The organism is Ottowia oryzae (genome assembly GCF_003008535.1).
Classification (GTDB): Bacteria; Pseudomonadota; Gammaproteobacteria; order Burkholderiales; family Burkholderiaceae_C; genus Ottowia; species Ottowia oryzae.
On the sequence record NZ_CP027666.1, the window covers coordinates 3721841 to 3739735 of the forward strand.

The following is a 17895-nucleotide window of genomic DNA, read 5'->3' on the forward strand; positions in this document are numbered from 1 at the left end:
ACATGGCGAACAGCTTTCTCTTCACTTCGGAATCTGTCTCCGAAGGGCACCCAGACAAGGTAGCCGACCAGATTTCCGATTCCATCCTCGACGCCATCCTGGCGCAAGACCCGCGCAGCCGCGTGGCCGCCGAGACGCTGACGAACACCGGCCTGGTGGTGCTGGCGGGCGAAATCACCACCAACGCAGTGGTCGACTACATCCAGGTGGCGCGCGACACGATCAAGAAGATCGGCTACGACAACACCGAGTACGGCATCGACCACAAGGGCTGCGCCGTGATGGTCTGCTACGACAAGCAGAGCAACGACATCGCGCAGGGCGTGGACCAGGCCAGCGACGACCACCTGAACACCGGCGCTGGCGACCAGGGCCTGATGTTTGGCTACGCCTGCGACGAGACCGACACGCTGATGCCCGCGCCGATCTACTACGCGCACCGCCTGGTCGAGCGCCAGGCGCAGCTGCGCAAGAGCGGCAAGCTGCCCTTCCTGCGCCCTGACGCCAAGAGCCAGGTCACGATGCGCTACGTGGACGGCAAGCCCCACAGCATCGACACCGTGGTGCTGTCCACCCAGCACAGCCCCGACCAGAGCGAGACGGCGACCAAGATGAAGGCCAGCTTCGTCGAGGCGGTGATCGAAGAAATCATCAAGCCGGTGCTGCCCAACGAGTGGCTGCAGAACACCAAGTACCTGATCAACCCCACCGGCCGCTTCGTGGTGGGCGGCCCGCAGGGCGACTGCGGGCTGACGGGCCGCAAGATCATCGTCGACACCTACGGCGGCGCCTGCCCGCACGGCGGTGGCGCGTTCAGCGGCAAAGACCCGACCAAGGTGGACCGCAGCGCCGCCTACGCCGCACGCTACGTGGCCAAGAACATCGTGGCCGCGGGGCTGGCGCGCCAGTGCCAGATTCAGGTGGCGTACGCCATCGGCGTGGCCGAGCCGATGAACATCACCGTGTACACCGAAGGCACGGGCAAGATCCCCGACGAGCAGATCGCCAAGCTGGTGCGCGAGCATTTCGACCTGCGCCCCAAAGGCATCATCCAGATGCTGGACTTGCTGCGCCCGATCTACGCCAAGACGGCCGCCTACGGCCACTTTGGCCGCGACGAGCCGGAATTCACCTGGGAACAGACGGACAAAGCGGCCTTGCTGCGCGCGTCGGCCGGGTTGTAATCACCCTGCTTCCTGACCGATCACAGGGCGCCTGCGTCAGCGGGCGCCCTGTTTTCATTGGAGGCGTGCGGGCGCCGTGGCGGCTTGCCCGGCGCGCCGATTACTATAGATATGATAGCTACCAGCGCAGGCAGCACCTGCGCTGGAGCCCGATTTTTACCGCCACCTGCGGCCACGCGCCTGCCCGGCCACTTCAGTCGGCCGCAGCCTCGCTGGCCCGGAACGTGCGCGGAAAGATCGCCGCGCGCTCCCTCTCGCGCACGCGATAGCCGGTGGCCGGGCGGCCCACGGTTTGGGCGACCTGCCCGGCGGGCTCCAGAAAGCCGGCGTCCAGCATGCGCTTGCGGAACGCGCTTTTGTCCAAGGGGCGCGCCAGGACGGCCTCGTACACGTGCTGCAGCTCAGGCAGTGTGAACGGCTCGTTCAGCAAAAAGGCGGGCAGCGAGGTGTATTCCACCTTGCCCCGCAGGCGCCCCAGCGCCGCGCTGAAGATTTCCGAATGGTCAAACGCCAGGGCCATCTGCGCGGCGCGCTCCACCGGCACCCATTCCACGTCGCGCGCAGCGGCCACGGGCATATCCGGTGGCGGCACCAACGCAAAGTAAGCGTGCGTGGCCGACCATCCGCGCGGGTCGCGTGCGGCGTTGCCCCAGCTGCCCAGTTGCTCGAGGTAAGGCGAAGAGAACCCGGTCTTGTCGTGCAGCTTGCGCAGCGCGCACTGCAAAAGGCTGTCGTCTCTGGCCACGTCGATGAAGCCCCCCGGCAGGCACGGCGCGCCAGGAAAAGGCTCGCCCGGCGCGCTGGGCCGGCGTGCGAGCAGCACATGCAAAACGCCCTGCATGACGGTGAAAACAATCACATCCACGCACACCAAGGGGCGGGGGAAGTCGAGCTCATCGTGGCCGGGTTCGCGGTGCATGGAGATTGACAGGCGCCTATTTAGTTGTACTGTACAACCCATATTAGTTGTCCTGTACAACTAACATGATCGAACCAGCTAAGGAGCTTGTCATGTTCGGAATCAGGTACATCAAATCGCAGCCCACCACGCACCTCATGCAGTTTCAAAAAGGCCGCGTGGTGCGCGAAGGCGCAGGGCTGGCTTTCTTCTACTACGCGCCCACCACCACGCTGGTGGCGGTGCCGCTGGCCAGCCAGGATGCGGGTTTCATCCTCGAGCTGGTGACCCGCGATTTCCAATCGGTCACCGTGCAGGGCCAGGTCACCTACCGCGTGGCCGACCCCCGCGCCACGGCAGCGCTGATGGATTTCTCGCTGCGCCCCAACGGCAGCCAGGCAAGCGAAGACCCCGAGCGGCTCCGCGAGCGCGTGGTGCTGCAGGCCAAGGTGGTGGTGCACCAGGCGATCGAGGCGCTGGCGCTGGGCGACGCGCTCAAGGCCTCGGCCGCCATCGCGGCGACGGTGCAGGCGCAGCTGGCCGCCCAGCCAGAGATACGCGCCCTGGGGCTGGAAATACTGGGCGCATCCGTGGTGGCGATCAAGCCCACACCCGACATCGCCCGCGCGCTGGAAGCGCAGGCGCGCGAGAACAACCTGCAGGCGGCGGACATTGCCGTGTACCAGCGCCGCATGGCCGCCGTGCAGAACGAACGGGAGATCCGCCAGAACGAGCTGGATACCGAGGTGGCCGTGGAAGCCAAGCAGCGCCAGATTCAGGAGGCCCAGATGGAGGCGCGCGCTGCCGTCGCCCGGCGCGCCAACGCCCTGCGGCAGGAACAAATGGGCGCCGACGTGGAGCTTGAGCAGCAGCGCAAGGACCTGGTCGCCAGCCAGGCCGACAACACCCGCGCCCTGGCCGAGGCCGACGCGCACCGCGTGCGCGCGGTGATGCAGGCGCTGGACAACGCCGATCCCCGCGTGGTGCAGGCGCTGGCGGCGGTGGGCATGCAGCCTAGCCAGCTGATCGCGCAGGCCTTTGGCGGCATTGCCGAGCGCGCTGAGCGCATCGGGCAGCTGAACGTTTCGCCCGATTTGCTCAGTGGCCTGCTCAGGTCCGCCGACGCGCCAGAGTCCAGCGCAGCCAGCACCCGCGGCAGCGAGGCGGGCGCCCGCAAAAGCCGGCAAGGGGGCGCATCATGAGTGAACAAGCCCGCCGCCGCGTGGTGCTGGTCACGCGCAAGACACGCTTGCGCGATTTGATCGAGCGCCACAACACCCTCGCCCAGGCGCGCTTTTACGTGGAGCACCTGCAAGCGGATTTCGCCGACTACGTGCTGGAAGACGAGCGCTACGCCCGGGCGCATGCCCAGGCCATGCAGGCGCTGGCGGCCTGGGGGCGCTACCAGGTGGTTGAACGCGCTTTGTTGCCCAACTTTGTCTTTTCCGCGAGCGACATCGTCGTGGCGCTGGGGCAAGACGGCCTGGTGGCCAACACGCTGAAATACCTGGACAAGGGCCAGCCGCTGGTGGGCCTGAACCCCGACACCGCGCGCTGGGATGGCGTGCTGCTGCCCTTTGAAGCCCCGCAGCTGGCGGACGTGCTCCGCCGCACCGATCAAGGCAGCGCCGCCGTGCGCTCGGTCACCATGGCCGAAGCGCGCCTGTCCGACGGCCAGCGCCTGCTGGCGGTCAACGATTTCTTTGTCGGCCCGCGCAGCCATACCTCGGCCTTGTACGAGCTTAAGCTGGGCGGCCGCAGCGAATTGCAATCGTCGTCGGGGGTGATCGTGTCCACCGGCATGGGCTCTACCGCCTGGATCAAAAGCGTGGTGACCGGCTCGGTGGCGGTGGCCGACGCACTGGGCCACCGGCAACCCTGCGCTTTCGAGCCACTGCCCTGGGGCGCGCCCGAGCTGCTGTACGCGGTGCGCGAGCCGTTTCCCAGCCGCCACTCCCAGGCCACGCTGGTGTTTGGCCGCGTCAGCGGGCACGCGCCTTTGACGGTGCGCTCGCGCATGGCAGACGGCGGCGTGATCTTTTCCGACGGCATGGAGGCCGACTTTCTGCGCTTTGGCGCGGGCGTTGAGGCGGTCATCGCCCCGTCGGCCATCAGCGGCCAACTGGTGGTTGGCTAGGAGATTTGCTATGATTTTGATATCGCCTTGCGCAGCATCGGCAAGCGCTGGCGGTGTTTTTGGGCCACATCAGCGCACGGCGATCGCCCACCCGGTCGCCCCCACGAGGGCCCCGTAGCGCCGCCTTATTTCACGTCGATGGCGCCGGAGGGGTACTGGTACATGCTTTCGCCCACCAGGTCGATGCCGCAGTTCACGCCGTCCAGCCAGTCGTAGAAGTCGGCAATGGCCTGGCGCCCCAGGATGGGCGCGCCGTGCTGGGGCACCAGCATCTTCACGTCCAGCTTGCGCGCCATGCGCGTCCACAGGCGCAGGATCTTGTTGCTGGCCATGTAGCGCCGGTGAAAGCCCTCCATGCGCGGGATGTGCGGGGCCAGATCGGTCACGAACTCGCGCGCCTCGACCCCGCTGATCAGCGAAACCCCCAGATCGCCGGTGAAAAGAATGCAGCTGACCGGATCGTAGAAGTGGAAGTTGCCCTCGGAGTGCATGAAATGCGCGGGCAGCAGCACCAGTTCGCTGCGGCCCAGCGGCAGCACGCCGCCGGCATCGGTCACGCCGATGATGCGGCTTTGCGTCTTGCCGAACTTGGTGAGGTAGGGCGCGAAGCGCTCCCACAGCTTGGAAATCACCAGCCGCGCGGGCGTGCTGGTCATCCAGCGGTCAAGCGAGGCAATGATGTCCGGGTCGGCGTGCGACGCCAGCAGGTAGGTCAGCTTGCCGGGCGGAAACTCGCGCCCCACGCCCATGAGCAGTTCGTTGAACGCCTGGTTGCCGCCCGGGTCGATGAGGGCGGCCTGCTCGCCGTCGATCACCAGAAACTGGTTGGCCTGCACGGCCTGGCCGTCTTCTTCAAACAGGTCGGTGAACATGAGACAGGCGTGCTGCTTGTCCCGGTAGAGTTCCAAGGGCTCCACGAGTGCGCTCCAATAGTCGAGGCATGCAATCTAATGTTGTACACCGCCTCCAGACTTGATGGGCATCAAGTTCTGACCAATGAAGCCATCAGCATGACGGCCAGGCGCCTGCCTGCAACGCCCTGGACAGGCGAAAGGCCTGCCCTCGCCCGCCATCGAACCGCCCAGGCCTCAGGCAGCGAACACGCGCCGCGCGCCCATGTAGCGCGCGCCGAAGTAGCGGCTGTCCACGCTGTCCTTGCGCACCGTGCCGCCGGTGGACGGCGCGTGCACGAACTGGCTTTGCCCCACGTAGATGCCCATGTGCGAAAACGCGGCACCCGTGGTGTTGAAGAAAACCAGGTCGCCGCGCTGCAGCGCCGCGTCGTCGACGGGCACACTGGCGGCGGCCCATTGCGCGGTGCTGCGCGGCAGGCGGCGAGTGGCCGGCGCCGCGACCACGTGAAACACGTAGGCCACCAGGCCGCTGCAATCAAACCCGCCTTCGGGCGTGTTGCCGCCGTAGCGGTACGGCGTGTTGACCAGCAGCATGGCCTGCGCCACGCTGGCTTCGCGCGCGGCGGGGTCCAGATCCAGCGGAGCCTGCGTGGCGGGCGCGGGCGTGGGGGGTGTGCGGCGCCCGCTGGTGCCGCCCACCGCGCCGCCGGTGCCGCCCGACGCCACGGGGCGCGCTGGCCGGCTGGCGCACCCGGCCAATGCCATCGCCGCCAGGGCCACGCCGCCCGCCAGCCACGCGCGACGATCAGGCGATATAGACGGGCGAAGATCTGCGTGAGGGCCAGTCAAGCGCATCACCGGCTGGCGCGCGCGGGCCAAAAGCCACTGGGCTTGGTCTGCTGGTGCAGGGACATCTTTCTGCATAAAACAGGCTCCTGGCGCTGGTGCGACGTGCGCCAGCAGCTATTGTATTTGTAGTAATCGGATGCGCCAAGCGCGGCTTGGGTTGCTGCGGAGGCGAAACCCTGCGTGCGGCGTGGTGGGGTCATCTGCGCCGTCGCACAGGTGTTTTTAGTGGCTGGGCGAATCTCGCCGTAGGTCGTGTACGCGCAGCGGCCCGCCCTGCCCTTGCCTGCCACGCAGCGGCGCATGAACGGCAGCCTGTGGCGCACCAAGGCGCTCAAGGTCGGCCATGGCCGCATGCCTACGCCGCCTTGGCAGGCGCGTCAGACGCTTTCAGCGCGGCGATCAGGCCGTCGCACGCGTCCTCGATCAAATCCAGCACGTGCTCAAAGCCCGCGTCGCCGCCGTAGTACGGGTCGGGCACCTCGTCGGCGCCGTGGTGGCGGCAGAAATCGGTCAGGCGGCGCAGCTTGGCGCGGTCGGCGGGCGCGCACAGCGCGCGGGCGGCGCGCTCGTTGCGGTCGTCCATGACCAGCACCAGGTCGAAATCGTGAAAGTCGCGCGACTTGAGCTGCCGCGCACGCTGGCCGCTCAAATCCACCCCGCGGCGCAGGGCGTGCGCCTGGGCGCGGCCATCCGGCGGCGCGCCCACGTGGTAGTCGTGCGTGCCGGCGGAATCCACCTGCAGCCGGTCGCCCAGCCCCGCCAGCGCGGCGCGGTGCGCCAGCACGCCCTCGGCCGTGGGGCTGCGGCAGATGTTGCCCATGCACACCATCAGCACGCGGTAGGGTGCGCCGGGCGACGGGCGCTGCGGCAGGCTGGGCGGCAAGGCGGGGCGCGTGGCGCCCGAGCGGGGGGAAGCGGTCATGCGCCGCAGTCTACGCAGCCAGGCGCCGCGGCGCAGGCCGGTGGCGCAGCCTCAGCCGGGGCGCGTCGGGCGCGCTGCGGCCAGCGCCCGTACCCGTCCCCGTACCCGAACCCGTACCCGCGCCCTTCAGGCGAATCACTTCTGCGGATGGTCGCGGCGGAACAGCGCCCATTCCTCGATGACGGTGCCATCGGGCAGCGTGCACCAGCCGCCCTGGTTGCCTGCGGCGTCCTTGCGGATCTGCAGGGTGCCGCCTTTGTCGATGCAGTACTTGGAGGCGGGGTTGGGCATGCCGATCAGCGGCGGGTTGGCCTTGGGCGCTGCGGGCTCGGGCGCGGGGCCCGAGGCGGCGCAGCCGGCGGCCAGGAGGGTGGATGCGGTCAAGGTGCTCAAAGTCAGTGTGCGCATGGCTCAAACGATGGAAGTTGAGGAACACGCGTGCCGCCAGGCAGCACGCGCCGTTGCAGCAAAGCAGTGTATGCCTTGGACGAGGCGGGAAAGATGCGGCGGAGGCCGCCGGGCGTGGCGCCAAGCCGGTCAGCCATGCGCCAGGCGATTCGGCACAAGCGCCTGCCGAACCGTGCAGCAACCAAATAGCTACGATTTCAATAGCTACCAGCGCAGGTGGCAAGGGCGCCAAAGGGCTATTGGGTGCACCATCAATTCAAGTACCAGCGCCTGGCGAAACCGGGCGGATGGGCAGCCGGGCAGCCGACGCCCGCAGCGGTCAGAACGGCAGCTTGCCGCCGCCCGGGCCGCCCATGCCCGGCGGCATCGGGGGCATGCCGCCGCCGCCCATCAAGCCTTTCATGCCGCCGAAACGCTTCATCATCTTCATCAGGCCGCCGCCCTTCATCTGCTTCATCATGCCCTGCATCTGCTCAAACTCCTTGAGCAGGCGGTTGACCTCTTGCACATGCACGCCCGCGCCGGCAGCGATGCGGCGCTTGCGGCTGGCCTTGAGCAGGTCGGGCTTCTTGCGCTCCAGCGCGGTCATGCTGTTGATGATGCCTTCCTTGCGGCGGATGTCTTTTTCGGCGCGGCTCAAGTCGGCGTCGCTCGCCTTGGCGGCCAGTTGCGTGGGCAGCTTGTCCATCAGGCTGCCCAGGCCGCCCATCTGCTTCATCTGCTGCAACTGGCCCAGGAAATCCTGCAGGTCAAAGCCGCTACCGCTCTTGACCTTCTCGGCCAGCTTCTTGGCGGCTTCGATGTCGACGTTGGCGGTCACCTGCTCGACCAGCGCCACCACGTCACCCATGCCCAAAATGCGGCCGGCGTGCCGCTCGGCGTCGAAAACCTCCAGGCCGTCGATCTTTTCAGACACGCCCGCAAACTTGATCGGCGCGCCGGTGATCTGCCGCACCGACAGCGCAGCACCGCCCCGCGAATCGCCGTCGATCTTGGTCAGCACGATGCCGGTGAGCGGCAGCGCGTCCTTGAACGCCTTGGCGGTGTTGGCCGCGTCCTGGCCCTGCATGGCATCGACGACGAACAGGGTTTCGACCGGGTTCAGCGCACCGTGCAGGGCCTTGATTTCCTGCATCAACGCTTCATCAATGGCCAGGCGGCCGGCGGTGTCGACGATCAGCACGTCGTAGAAGTGCGTCTTGGCGTGCGTCAGCGCGGCACTGGCGATGTCCAGCGGCTTCTGGTCGGGCGTGCTGGGGAACCAGTCGGCCCCGGCCTGCGCAGTGACGGTTTTCAGCTGCTCGATAGCGGCCGGGCGGTACACGTCGCCCGACACGGTCAGCACCTTTTTCTTGCGCTTTTGCACCAGGTGGCGCGCCAGCTTGGCCGTGGTGGTGGTCTTGCCCGAGCCCTGCAGGCCGGACATCAGGATGACGGCGGGCGGCTGCGCGGCCAGGTTCAGGTCGCTGATGCCCTCGCCCATGGTGGCGGCCAGCTCGCGGTTGACGATGCCCACCAGCGCCTGGCCGGGCTTCAGGCTGCCCAGCACCTCCTGCCCCATGGCCTTGTCCTTGACGCGGGCAATGAAGTCGCGCACCACGGGCAAGGCCACGTCGGCCTCCAGCAGGGCCATGCGCACCTCGCGCAGCATGTCCTGCACGTTGGATTCGGTGATCCGCGCCTGGCCAGAGATTTTCTTGACCAGGCTGGAGAGTTTGTCGGTAAGGGCTGTGGCCATGGGGAAGGTCGCGCGCCCTGCGGGACGCGTGCATTAAAGCCGGTAGATCGCGGCGCGGGGCCCGACGGGCACGGGCCTAGCCGCTAAACTTTGCCCATGATTCTAGCCAGCGACTCCCCCGTCGGCCTTTTGCTGAGCGCCGCCACGGCACTGGCCTATGCCGTGCCCGCGCTGGGCGCCCGCGCCATGGGCGGCGAAAGCGCGCGCCGCGTGCTGCTGATCGCCTGGGTGCTGCACGGGCTGCTGCTGGGCTGGAACCTGCTCAACGACGCGCCACGCTTCGGTTTTGCGCAGGCGCTGTCGATCACCGTCTGGCTGGCCCTGACGGTGTACGCGGTGGAAAGCCAGCTGTATCCGCAGATGCGCGCGCGCTGGGCGCTGGCGGGCTTCGGCACGGTGGCCATCGTGCTGGCGCAGGTCTTTCCGGGCACGCCGCTGCCCCACACCTCTTCCGTGTTGCTGCCACTGCACTGGGCGCTGGGCATTGCGGCCTACGGCATGTTTGCCGCCGCCGTGGCCCACGGGTGGCTGATGACCCGGGCCGAGCAGCAGATGCGCACGGCCTCTCAGGCCGGCGAAGGCGGGGTGCCGCTGCTGACGCTGGAGCGGCTCATGTTCCGCTTCGTCGGCGCCGGCTTCGTGCTGCTGACGCTGACCTTGATCGCCGGCGCGTTCTTTGGCGAGCATATCTATGGCAGCAACGATCTGGGCTGGCGCTGGGACCACAAGCGCACCTTCACCGTGCTGTCGTGGCTGACCTTCGCCGCGCTGCTGATCGGCCGGTGGCGCCTGGGCTGGCGTGGCCGGCGGGCGGTGCGTGTGCTGTACATCGGCGCCGCGCTGCTGCTGCTGGGCTACGTCGGGTCGCGCTTTGTGCTGGAAGTGCTGCTGGGGCGCAGTGCATGAAGCTGCTGGTTGTCTTGCTGACCGTGCTGGCCGGCGTATGGCTATGGAAACGCGGCCGCCAGCGCCAGGTACCGCCGCGCGCCCGGCCAGCGCCCGCGCCCACCTTGCCCATGGTTCGCTGCACCCGGTGCGGCACGCACGTGCCAGGCGATGAAGCGATCGCCGGCCAGCGCGGCACCTACTGCAGCACCGCCCACCGGCGAGAAAGCGAAGGCGCATGAACGCCGCCGTGCGCAACCGGCCAGGCTCGCTCTCGACGCAGACCTTGCCGCCCAGCATCTTGCCCGGTTCGCCCATGGGCGCTGCGGACGGCGATACCGAGCTACCGGGGTTCGCGCGGCTCTGGACGGCGTTCATGTCAGCACGGCTGCTGATCGCGGCGGCGATTCTGGGCCTGCACGTCGCCGTTCACTTCTGGGTGCGACCGCTTCCGCTGTGGATTCTGGGCCTATGCACGGGCTACCTGGCTATGACAGTGTTGGCGCGGACGCTGGCCACGCCGCAAGGGCCGGGCCGTTCTTTCGATCGACAGTGGGTGTATACCGCTGGCCTGGATCTGGTCTTCTTCGTCGTACTCCAAGCAAATCAAGTCGGCAGCATCAACTACGTGCCGCTGGTCGCACTGCCGGTGCTGATGAGTGCGGTAATGGGCTCGCGCGCGCTGGCGCTGGGCACGGCGGCGCTGGTCACATTGACCCTGCTCGCGCATTCGCTGTGGAACAACGACATAGGCTGGGCTGGCACTGGCGAGATCGCACAAGCGGGCTTGGCCGGCGGAGGCATGCTGATCCTGGCGCTGCTGACCAACCAGCTGTCGGCCCGACTGGCGCGCGAGGAAGTCGCCGCACGGCGCAGCCGCATCGAGGCGCACGTGCAATCGCTGGTCAACGGCATGGTGATCGACGCCATGGACGATGGCGTGCTGGTGGTCGACACCGACTACATGGTGCGCAGCGCCAACCCGGCAGCCCGGCTGATGCTGGGCTCCGACCGAGAAGTCACGCCCGACCAGTTCGCGCTGGACGACAACCCCGCATGGCTGCAGCTGGCCCACATCGCCCGGCAGACGTTTGAGGACGAACCCGTCGACGCGATGGAGGTCACCCTGCACCACGAAGACCGGCACAGCAGCCGCCTGCAAGTGCGCACCCAGCGCACACCCACGGTCAGTGACAGCGGGCGCTGCCTCTGCGTGATGTTCATGCAGGATCTGCGCGAGATGGAAGCGCAGTTGCGCACCGAGAAGCTCGCCGGCATGGGCCGCATGTCCGCCGCCGTGGCCCACGAGATCCGCAACCCGCTGGCCGCCATCAGCCAAGCCAATGCGCTGCTGGAAGAAGATCTGACCGACCCTGCCCTGCTGCGCCTGACCACCATGGTGCGCCAGAACGCCGACCGGCTGGGCCATATCGTCGAAGACGTGCTCGACGTCGTGCGCGCGCAGGGGCCTGCCGATCCGCACGCGGCGACGGACACGCTGGAGCTTGACGCGCTGGTGCACCGCTTTTGCGGCGAGTGGATCGCCCAGCATGGCGCTGGCGCGCGCGTGCAGCTGCATTTGGGCATGCCGGAGCTGCCAGTCGTCTTCTCGCCCGAACACCTGCGGCGCATCCTCGTCAATCTGCTGGACAATGCCGCGCGCTACGCGACGCATCAGGCTGGGGCGATCCAGGTCAGCACCCACCCCGTGCGCCATGGCCCCGCCATGCTGATGGTCTGGAGCAATGGCCCGCCGCTGGAACCCAGCGTGCGCCGCCATTTGTTCGAGCCCTTTTTCTCCTCCGAAAGCCGCTCCAGCGGCCTGGGGCTTTTCATCTGCCGCGAACTGTGCGAGCGCCACGGCGCCAGCATCGGCTACGAACGCACCGAGCGCGCCCAAGGCAGTGTGGCCGTCGATGGCAATGAGTTCTTTCTCAGCCTGCGGCGTGCACCTGGCGCCTTCGTGACGACTTTCTTGGATTCCGCACCCCCGACATGACTTCCCCTGCTTCCAACCCCGCCGGTGCCCGCGTGCTGGTGGTGGACGACGAACCCGATCTGCGTACGCTGTACGAGCTGACCCTGTTGCGCGCCGGGTACGAGGTGCTCAGCGCCGCCAACATGGCCGAGGCGCGCGATCAATTGGCCGCAGAGCGTTTCGACATCGTCATCACCGACATGCGCCTGCCCGACGGCCTGGGCCTGGATCTGCTCAAAGAGCTGGTGGCCCAGGGGCGGCCTGAGCGCTGCATCGTCATCACGGCCTACGGCTCGCCCGAGAATGCCGTCGAGGCGCTGAAAGCCGGTGCCTTTGACTACCTGACCAAGCCGGTCGATCTCAAGCAGTTTCGCGGCGTGGTGGCCTCGGCCATGCAGGCGCCGGCGCGCGCGCCGGGCTTCACCGACAGCGGGCCTGCCCGCATCGAATCGGGCTCTGCCCACGGACCTGCCCCAGCGCCGAGCCAGCCCGCTCCACTGTGTGCCACGCCAGACAAATCGGCCAACAGCGCCGGTGCACAGGCACTGGCGCGCATGGTGGGCGACTCGCCGGCGATGCGTGCCGTCAAGCACCGCATTGCCAAGGTGGCCCGCAGCATGGCGCCGGTGCTGGTGCAGGGCGAATCGGGCACCGGCAAAGAGCTGGTCGCCCAGGCGGTGCACGCCAACAGCCACCGCAGCAACGGCCCCTTCGTGCCCGTGAACTGCGGCGCCATTCCTGAAAACCTGCTCGAAGCCGAGTTCTTCGGCGCGCGCAAGGGCTCTTACACGGGCGCCGCGGCTGACCGAGAGGGCTTCTTTCAGGCCGCGCAAGGCGGCACGCTTTTCCTGGACGAGATCGGCGATCTGCCGCTGGCGATGCAGGCCAAGCTGCTGCGCGCCATCCAAGAGCGGCGCGTGCGACCGCTGGGTGAAACGCAGGAAGAACCGGTGGACGTGCGCATCGTCAGCGCCACCCACAAAGACCTCGCGGCCGAAGTGCAGGCCGGGCGCTTCCGCCAGGATTTGTACTACCGCCTGAACGTGATCGAGGTGATCGTGCCGCCGCTGCGCGAGCGCCGCGAAGACCTGCCCGCGCTCTGCCAGGCACTGCTGGCGCGCATCGCCGCCGATGGTTCGGGCGTCGTGCCGCGCCTGACCGAACGCCAGATGGCCGACATCCTCTCTGCGCCGCTGGAGGGCAACGTCCGCGAGCTGGAAAACCTGCTGCACCGCGCGATGGCGCTGGGCGAGGCGGGCGATTCCGGCTTTGGCGAACTGCCCTTGTTCGACGCCGCACACGGCCCGGCCCCAGAGATGCTCGACATCGATCTGACCGCGCCTCACGGCGCGGGCGCGCCCACGGGCGCCGGTGACCTGCCATTGCCGGAGACGCTGCCGGAAGACCTGGAAGGCTGGCTGGACGCGCAAGAGCGCCGGGTGCTGGTGCGTGCGCTGGATGAAACCGGCTTCAACCGCACGGCCGCCGCCGCGCGCCTGGGCCTGAACCTGCGGCAGATGCGCTACCGCATGTCGCGCCTGGGCATCACTGAACCGGGCAGCGACGACCCCGGCCATGGCGACCACTGAGCCAGCCGCCACGGCCGCGGCCAGCGCCACCCGCGCGGGCCAAGCGCGCGGCGTGTGGTCACACGGCTGGTACCGCCGCGCGCATGCGCTGCCGTCGCCCAACTTCGGCCCACGGCCGCCCGGCACGGCGATCGATCTGGCTGTGGTGCATTCGATCAGCCTGCCGCCCGGGCAGTACGGTGGCAACGAGGTGCAGGCCTTGTTCACCAACACCCTCGACTGGGACGCGCACCCGTACTTCCTGCAGATTCGCGGCATCGAGGTGTCGTCGCATTTCTACGTTCGCCGCGACGGCGCGCTGTGGCAGTTCGTCAGCGTGGATGACCGCGCCTGGCACGCCGGGCGGTCCAGCTTTCGCGGGCGCGACAACTGCAACGACTATTCCGTGGGCATCGAACTGGAAGGCCTGGGGGGCGAGCGCTTCACCGCGCGGCAGTACGAGCGCCTGGACCGCCTGATTCGCGCACTGGCCGCGCACTACCCGATCGCGGCGGTCACGGGCCACGAAAACATCGCACCCGGCCGCAAGCACGATCCGGGGCCAGGCTTTGACTGGGCGCGCCTGCAACGTGGCCTGGGCTGGGACGCGGCCCGCATCGTGCGGGACTGAGGCTTCGACGCACATCTGCGCGTCTCGCGCAGCCGCTGCATGGACGGTAGTTGCGCTACCTGACGCGGGTCCTGCGCGGAATCAACCTGCTATATGTATGATAGCTACCGGCGCAGGCCACACCTGCGCTGGCGTCACATTATGACCTGAATCATCAACCTTGACAGGCACGCTGTTTCGCCCCGTGGCCGTACCAAGACTTCACCTTACTTGGGCCGCAGATCCATCACGCGGCGCGCTTTGCCCACGCTGCGCTCGATACCGCCCTCGCCCTTCAAGTCGATCTCTACACTGCTGCCCACGTACACCTTGATCTCGTGCTGCAGTTGCCGCGCCGCAGCCTGCGCGTCGCTGCCTTGCGGGTCGACACCAGCGGCGGTTTCCACCTGCACGCGCAGGTTGTCCATGGGGCCTTCGCGCGTCAGCACGCACAGGTAGTGGGGCGACAGCTCGGCGCGCTTGAGGATCAGCTCCTCGATCTGCGTGGGGAACACGTTCACGCCGCGGATGATCATCATGTCGTCGCTGCGCCCGGTGATCTTCTGCATGCGCCGCATCGGGCGCGCGGTGCCGGGCAAGAGCCGCGTGAGGTCGCGCGTGCGGTAGCGGACGATGGGCAGCGCCTCTTTCGTCAGGCTGGTGAAGACGAGTTCGCCCTCGCTGCCGTCGGGCAGCACTTCGCCCGTATCGGGGTCAATGATCTCGGGGTAGAAATGGTCTTCCCAGATGGTCGGGCCGTCCTTGGTCTCGACGCATTCGCTGGCCACGCCCGGGCCCATCACCTCGGACAGGCCGTAGATGTCCACCGCGTCGATGCCCATGCGCGCCTCCAGCGCGTGGCGCATCTCGTTCGTCCAGGGCTCTGCGCCGAAGATGCCGGTGCGCAGGCTCAGGCTGCGTGGGTCGATGCCCATGCGCTCCACCTCGTCGGCCACCGCCAGCATGTAGCTGGGCGTGACCATGATGATGTCGGGCTTGAAATCCAGAAACAGCTGGATCTGCTTTTGCGTCTGGCCGCCGCCGAAGGGCACCACCGTCAGCCCCAGCTTTTCGGCGCCGTAATGCGCGCCCAGGCCGCCGGTGAACAGCCCGTACCCATAGCTGATGTGCACCATGTCGCCCCGGCGCGCGCCGGCGGCGCGGATGGAGCGCGCCACCACCGTGGCCCAGGTGTCGATGTCCTTCAGCGTGTAGCCGACCACCGTGGGCTTGCCCGTGGTGCCGCTGCTGGCGTGGATACGCGCCACCTGCTCGCGCGGCACGGCGAACATGCCAAAGGGGTAACTGTCGCGCAGATCCTTCTTGGTGGTGAAAGGGAATTTGGCCAGATCGGCCAGCGTGCGCAGATCGCCTGGGTGCACGCCCGCGGCGTCGAACTTGGCTCGGTACACGGGGGAATTGGCGTAGGCGTGGGCCAGTGTCTGCTTCAGGCGTTGCAGCTGCAGGGCGCGCAGCTCGTCGATGCTGGCGGTCTCTATCGGCTCCAGCGGCAGGTCGGTGGGGCTCATTTTGTCTCCGTGGGTTTTTATGGGCGGCCCGCTCGGGCCATCGGTTCAAACGTCTCGATCGGTGGGCACCACGTGCCCGGCGATCTGCGTGCTCTTGCCGCGAAATAGCGCCACCAGCTGGCCATGCTGGTTGGTGACGCGGATGTCGTAAATGCCGTGGCGGCCGCTCTGCGATTGCTCCACGCCTTCAGCCGTGAGCACGTCGCCCTCATGGCCGGGGCGCAGGAATTCGATCGAGCAGCCACTGGCGACGGTGTTGTGGTTGCGGCTGTTGCAGGCGAAGGCAAACGTGGAATCGGCCAGCGTGAAGATGAAGCCACCGTGGCAGATCTTGTGGCCGTTCAGGTGCAGCGCACGCACGGGCATCTGCATGACCGCGCGGCCAGGCTCGCAGCGGATGAGCGCGATGCCCATCGTGTCTTTGGAAGCGGCGTCGGCGGCGTACATGGCTTCGCCCACGCGGCGCGCTAAGTTGGCGGCCTCTTCCGATGTGGGCTGGGCGGTCGGTTGCTGTGTCGGCGCGTTCATCATTGGCCCTTGAACTGCGCGGGGCGCTTTTGCAGGAACGCCGTCACGCCCTCGATGTAATCGTGCGTGAAGCCCAGGCGCGATTGCACGTCGCGCTCCAGGTCCAGCTGCTCGTCCAGGCTGTGCGTGTGCGCGCCGCGCAGCAAGGCCCGCGTGGCGACCAGCGCCTTGGTGGGCATGGCGGCCAGGCGCTGGGCCATCGCCTTGGCAGCGGCCAGCGCGTCGTCCTGCACGTCCCAGATCATGCCCATGGCCTTGGCTTCGGCCGCAGGCAGCTTGTCGCCCGTCAGGCACAGCGCCATGGCGCGCGCCATGCCCACGCGCTGGGGCAGCAGCCAGGTGCCGCCGCTGTCGGGCACCAGCCCGATCTTGCTGAAGGCCTGAATGAAGCTGGCGCCCGGCGCCGCAATGGCGATGTCGCACGCCATCACCAGCGAAGCGCCCGCGCCCGCGGCCACACCGTTGACGGCGCACACCGTGGGCACGCGCAGACCAATCAGGCGGCGCGTGGTGGGGTTGAAAGCCTCGTCGATCACCGGGCCCGGGTCAGCGCGGTGCATGATGTCCGCGCCCTCGCGGAAGTCGAACTCCGACAAATCGGCCCCGGCGCAGAAGGCGCGACCGGCGCCTGTCAGCACCACGGCGCGGATGGCGGGGTTGGCTTCGACCTTGTCCAGCGAGGCCCACAGGTCGCGGTGCATCTGGCGGGTGAAGCTGTTGAGCGATGGCGCGCGGTTGAGCGTGAGCACGGCCACCGCGCCATCCTCTTCGTACAGAACGGCGGTTTCTTGGGCTGTCATGTTGTCTCCTTTTGGGGCGCAATTTAACATTAGCCAACCCTTCGGTCGGTTAATTCTTGCCGCGCTTTCGGAGGTCGCCTCGCTATAGTGTGGCGGCCGCGCCGCAGGGCGCGCATGCCATCCAATTCACTACACACAGCCTTGCGAGGAGCCAGCCCCATGACCTATGAATTCATCCAGACCCGCGTTGAAGGCGACAAGGTGGGCGTCATCACGCTCAACCGTCCCAAACAGCTGAACGCGCTGAACGGCGAGCTCATGCGCGAGCTGGGCCACGCGCTCAAGGCCTTCGACGCCGACGACGCGATCGGCTGCATGATCATCACCGGCAGCGAGAAGGCCTTTGCCGCGGGCGCCGACATCGGGGCGATGGCCACCTACAGCTTCGCCGACGTGTACCGCGACGACTACATCACGCGCGACTGGGAGACCATCCGCACCATCCGCAAGCCCGTGATCGCCGCCGTCAGCGGCTTTGCGCTGGGTGGCGGGTGCGAGCTGGCCATGATGTGCGACTTCATCATCGCCGCCGACAACGCCAAGTTTGGCCAGCCCGAGATCAAGCTGGGCGTGATCCCCGGCGCGGGCGGCACGCAGCGCCTGCCGCGCGCCGTGGGCAAATCGAAGGCGATGGACATGGCACTGACGGCGCGCATGATGAACGCCGAAGAGGCCGAGCGCAGCGGACTGGTCAGCCGCGTGGTGCCGCTGGACAAGCTGATGGACGAAGCGCTGGGCGCCGCGCTGACGATCAGCGGCTTTGGCCGCTTGGCCGTGCTGGCGGCCAAGGAATGCGTGAACCGCGCCTACGAAGGCACGCTGGCCGATGGCGTGATGTTCGAGCGCCGCGTGTTCCATTCGCTGTTCGCCACCGAAGACCAGAAGGAAGGCATGGACGCGTTTGTGAACAAGCGCGCCCCGGCGTTCAAGAACCGCTGAGCCTTGGCGGCGGGCAGCGAATACGAGATTTATGTGGCTCCGGCGTCCGCCGCGCCTTGATCGGTTGC

Annotated in this window: 18 protein-coding genes; 9 read left to right on the top strand and 9 right to left on the bottom strand. The window is 67.7% G+C overall.

What is annotated here, in order from left to right; translation table 11 throughout:
- Window positions 1–2: 2 nt before the first annotated feature.
- Entirely contained in the window at window positions 3–1184 is a 1182-nt protein-coding gene (gene metK, locus C6570_RS17020; RefSeq protein WP_106704780.1) for a methionine adenosyltransferase, read from the top strand.
- A 193-nt stretch (window positions 1185–1377) separates the two neighbouring features.
- On the opposite strand, the gene C6570_RS17025 is transcribed toward metK, so the two are convergent.
- Entirely contained in the window at window positions 1378–2103 is a 726-nt protein-coding gene (locus tag C6570_RS17025; RefSeq protein ID WP_106704278.1) for an NUDIX hydrolase, read from the bottom strand.
- A gap of 92 nt (window positions 2104–2195) precedes the next feature.
- On the opposite strand from C6570_RS17025, the gene C6570_RS17030 reads away from it, so the two are divergent.
- Both C6570_RS17030 and C6570_RS17035 read left to right on the top strand, forming a co-directional pair.
- The gene (locus C6570_RS17030) at window positions 2196–3284 is read left to right on the top strand and encodes an SPFH domain-containing protein (RefSeq protein WP_106704279.1); all 1089 of its coding nucleotides are present in this window, start codon (window positions 2196–2198) and stop codon (window positions 3282–3284) included.
- Window positions 3281–4219, top strand: coding sequence for a diacylglycerol kinase catalytic domain-containing protein (locus tag C6570_RS17035; protein WP_106704280.1), 939 nt, complete (start codon window positions 3281–3283; stop codon window positions 4217–4219). The genes C6570_RS17030 and C6570_RS17035 overlap by 4 nt, the downstream gene beginning before the upstream one ends.
- A gap of 125 nt (window positions 4220–4344) precedes the next feature.
- Here C6570_RS17035 and C6570_RS17040 read toward each other — a convergent pair whose 3' ends face one another.
- The 5 genes from C6570_RS17040 to ffh form a co-directional block, all read right to left on the bottom strand.
- Window positions 4345–5091 carry an oxygen-binding di-iron domain-containing protein gene (locus C6570_RS17040; protein WP_106704281.1) on the bottom strand — a complete coding sequence of 249 codons (747 nt, stop codon included), beginning with the start codon at window positions 5089–5091 and terminating at the stop codon, window positions 4345–4347.
- Between the two features lie 216 nt (window positions 5092–5307).
- Entirely contained in the window at window positions 5308–5997 is a 690-nt protein-coding gene (locus C6570_RS17045) for a C40 family peptidase (RefSeq protein ID WP_245896233.1), read from the bottom strand.
- A 280-nt stretch (window positions 5998–6277) separates the two neighbouring features.
- Complete coding sequence (locus tag C6570_RS17050) at window positions 6278–6751, bottom strand: low molecular weight protein-tyrosine-phosphatase (protein WP_106704782.1); 474 nt, start codon at window positions 6749–6751, stop codon at window positions 6278–6280.
- A 228-nt stretch (window positions 6752–6979) separates the two neighbouring features.
- Window positions 6980–7252, bottom strand: a complete 273-nt coding sequence (locus C6570_RS17055; RefSeq protein ID WP_106704282.1) for a putative hemolysin — start codon at window positions 7250–7252, stop codon at window positions 6980–6982.
- A gap of 319 nt (window positions 7253–7571) precedes the next feature.
- Window positions 7572–8990 carry a signal recognition particle protein gene (gene ffh / locus C6570_RS17060; protein WP_106704283.1) on the bottom strand — a complete coding sequence of 473 codons (1419 nt, stop codon included), beginning with the start codon at window positions 8988–8990 and terminating at the stop codon, window positions 7572–7574.
- 96 nt (window positions 8991–9086) lie between these two features.
- Between ffh and C6570_RS17065 the strand changes: the two genes are divergently transcribed.
- From C6570_RS17065 to ampD, 5 genes are read left to right on the top strand one after another with little or no spacing between them, the layout of a single operon-like run.
- The gene (locus tag C6570_RS17065; RefSeq protein WP_106704284.1) at window positions 9087–9896 is read left to right on the top strand and encodes a cytochrome C assembly family protein; all 810 of its coding nucleotides are present in this window, start codon (window positions 9087–9089) and stop codon (window positions 9894–9896) included.
- The gene (locus C6570_RS18525; protein ID WP_106704285.1) at window positions 9893–10117 is read left to right on the top strand and encodes a PP0621 family protein; all 225 of its coding nucleotides are present in this window, start codon (window positions 9893–9895) and stop codon (window positions 10115–10117) included. The genes C6570_RS17065 and C6570_RS18525 overlap by 4 nt, the downstream gene beginning before the upstream one ends.
- Complete coding sequence (locus C6570_RS17075) at window positions 10114–11874, top strand: sensor histidine kinase (RefSeq protein ID WP_245896234.1); 1761 nt, start codon at window positions 10114–10116, stop codon at window positions 11872–11874. The genes C6570_RS18525 and C6570_RS17075 overlap by 4 nt, the downstream gene beginning before the upstream one ends.
- Window positions 11871–13442, top strand: coding sequence for a sigma-54-dependent transcriptional regulator (locus C6570_RS17080; protein WP_106704286.1), 1572 nt, complete (start codon window positions 11871–11873; stop codon window positions 13440–13442). Before C6570_RS17075 ends, C6570_RS17080 begins: the two co-directional genes overlap by 4 nt.
- Window positions 13429–14052 (top strand): 1,6-anhydro-N-acetylmuramyl-L-alanine amidase AmpD, encoded by a 624-nt coding sequence (ampD, locus tag C6570_RS17085; protein WP_106704287.1) that lies wholly within the window; start codon window positions 13429–13431, stop codon window positions 14050–14052. The genes C6570_RS17080 and ampD overlap by 14 nt, the downstream gene beginning before the upstream one ends.
- A 206-nt stretch (window positions 14053–14258) precedes the next feature.
- Here ampD and paaK read toward each other — a convergent pair whose 3' ends face one another.
- Genes paaK through C6570_RS17100 form a run of 3 tightly spaced genes read right to left on the bottom strand, consistent with a single transcriptional unit; the run spans window position 14259 to window position 16888 of the window.
- Window positions 14259–15560 (bottom strand): phenylacetate--CoA ligase PaaK, encoded by a 1302-nt coding sequence (paaK, locus tag C6570_RS17090; RefSeq protein WP_106704288.1) that lies wholly within the window; start codon window positions 15558–15560, stop codon window positions 14259–14261.
- A gap of 45 nt (window positions 15561–15605) precedes the next feature.
- Window positions 15606–16088 (bottom strand): hydroxyphenylacetyl-CoA thioesterase PaaI, encoded by a 483-nt coding sequence (paaI, locus tag C6570_RS17095; RefSeq protein WP_106704289.1) that lies wholly within the window; start codon window positions 16086–16088, stop codon window positions 15606–15608.
- Window positions 16088–16888: an enoyl-CoA hydratase-related protein gene (locus C6570_RS17100; protein ID WP_106704290.1), complete on the bottom strand. Its 801-nt coding sequence runs from the start codon at window positions 16886–16888 to the stop codon at window positions 16088–16090. The genes paaI and C6570_RS17100 overlap by 1 nt, the downstream gene beginning before the upstream one ends.
- Before the next feature lie 159 nt (window positions 16889–17047).
- On the opposite strand from C6570_RS17100, the gene C6570_RS17105 reads away from it, so the two are divergent.
- Complete coding sequence (locus C6570_RS17105; protein WP_106704291.1) at window positions 17048–17827, top strand: enoyl-CoA hydratase; 780 nt, start codon at window positions 17048–17050, stop codon at window positions 17825–17827.
- The last annotated feature ends 68 nt before the right edge of the window (window positions 17828–17895 follow it).

Coding starts and splice junctions, on each gene's coding strand:
- metK (WP_106704780.1), top strand. CDS start 3: ATGGCGAACAGCTTTCTCTTCACTTCGGAATCTGTCTCCGAAGGGCAC.
- C6570_RS17025 (WP_106704278.1), bottom strand. CDS start 2,103: ATGCACCGCGAACCCGGCCACGATGAGCTCGACTTCCCCCGCCCCTTG.
- C6570_RS17030 (WP_106704279.1), top strand. CDS start 2,196: ATGTTCGGAATCAGGTACATCAAATCGCAGCCCACCACGCACCTCATG.
- C6570_RS17035 (WP_106704280.1), top strand. CDS start 3,281: ATGAGTGAACAAGCCCGCCGCCGCGTGGTGCTGGTCACGCGCAAGACA.
- C6570_RS17040 (WP_106704281.1), bottom strand. CDS start 5,091: ATGTTCACCGACCTGTTTGAAGAAGACGGCCAGGCCGTGCAGGCCAAC.
- C6570_RS17045 (WP_245896233.1), bottom strand. CDS start 5,997: ATGCAGAAAGATGTCCCTGCACCAGCAGACCAAGCCCAGTGGCTTTTG.
- C6570_RS17050 (WP_106704782.1), bottom strand. CDS start 6,751: ATGGTGTGCATGGGCAACATCTGCCGCAGCCCCACGGCCGAGGGCGTG.
- C6570_RS17055 (WP_106704282.1), bottom strand. CDS start 7,252: ATGCGCACACTGACTTTGAGCACCTTGACCGCATCCACCCTCCTGGCC.
- ffh (WP_106704283.1), bottom strand. CDS start 8,990: ATGGCCACAGCCCTTACCGACAAACTCTCCAGCCTGGTCAAGAAAATC.
- C6570_RS17065 (WP_106704284.1), top strand. CDS start 9,087: ATGATTCTAGCCAGCGACTCCCCCGTCGGCCTTTTGCTGAGCGCCGCC.
- C6570_RS18525 (WP_106704285.1), top strand. CDS start 9,893: ATGAAGCTGCTGGTTGTCTTGCTGACCGTGCTGGCCGGCGTATGGCTA.
- C6570_RS17075 (WP_245896234.1), top strand. CDS start 10,114: ATGAACGCCGCCGTGCGCAACCGGCCAGGCTCGCTCTCGACGCAGACC.
- C6570_RS17080 (WP_106704286.1), top strand. CDS start 11,871: ATGACTTCCCCTGCTTCCAACCCCGCCGGTGCCCGCGTGCTGGTGGTG.
- ampD (WP_106704287.1), top strand. CDS start 13,429: ATGGCGACCACTGAGCCAGCCGCCACGGCCGCGGCCAGCGCCACCCGC.
- paaK (WP_106704288.1), bottom strand. CDS start 15,560: ATGAGCCCCACCGACCTGCCGCTGGAGCCGATAGAGACCGCCAGCATC.
- paaI (WP_106704289.1), bottom strand. CDS start 16,088: ATGAACGCGCCGACACAGCAACCGACCGCCCAGCCCACATCGGAAGAG.
- C6570_RS17100 (WP_106704290.1), bottom strand. CDS start 16,888: ATGACAGCCCAAGAAACCGCCGTTCTGTACGAAGAGGATGGCGCGGTG.
- C6570_RS17105 (WP_106704291.1), top strand. CDS start 17,048: ATGACCTATGAATTCATCCAGACCCGCGTTGAAGGCGACAAGGTGGGC.